The organism is Bacillus sp. mrc49 (assembly GCF_002803435.1).
This window is the reverse complement of record NZ_PHNG01000375.1, coordinates 1-324: the sequence shown is the minus strand read 5'-3', so window position 1 is coordinate 324 and position 324 is coordinate 1. Positions and strand designations below refer to the sequence as shown.

General features: G+C 42.6%; 1 pseudogene. It reads right to left on the bottom strand.

Annotated features, from left to right (window positions below):
* Positions 1-291, bottom strand: a pseudogene (locus tag CVN76_RS32275) (coiled-coil domain-containing protein); the annotation flags it as partial.
* Positions 292-324 lie beyond the last annotated feature (33 nt).

The window sequence follows — 324 nt, the reverse complement described above, 5'->3', positions numbered from 1 at the left end:
TTTATCCGCTTCCTGTTCGCTAAGGATTTGCTGGTCAGCTTCCACGATCGTTGCCACCGCGCCAACACGGTTAACGAACTCACCAAAGCTTTTCGAACCTAAAACGACTTCCAGTTAGTCAACGTCCCCGCCGCTCTCTTGGAATGAAACTGCACGTTCTTTCAAAACTTCCTCGCGTTTAGCGATTCTATCTTCCAAAGCTTTAATTTCTTTCTTTAGTGAATCTATCGCTTTTTCAGTATCTTTGATTTCTTGCTTCGTTTCTTTGATTTTCTCGTCATTTGCCTTCATTGCGTTTTCAATCTGGGCAATTTGGGAAATCAT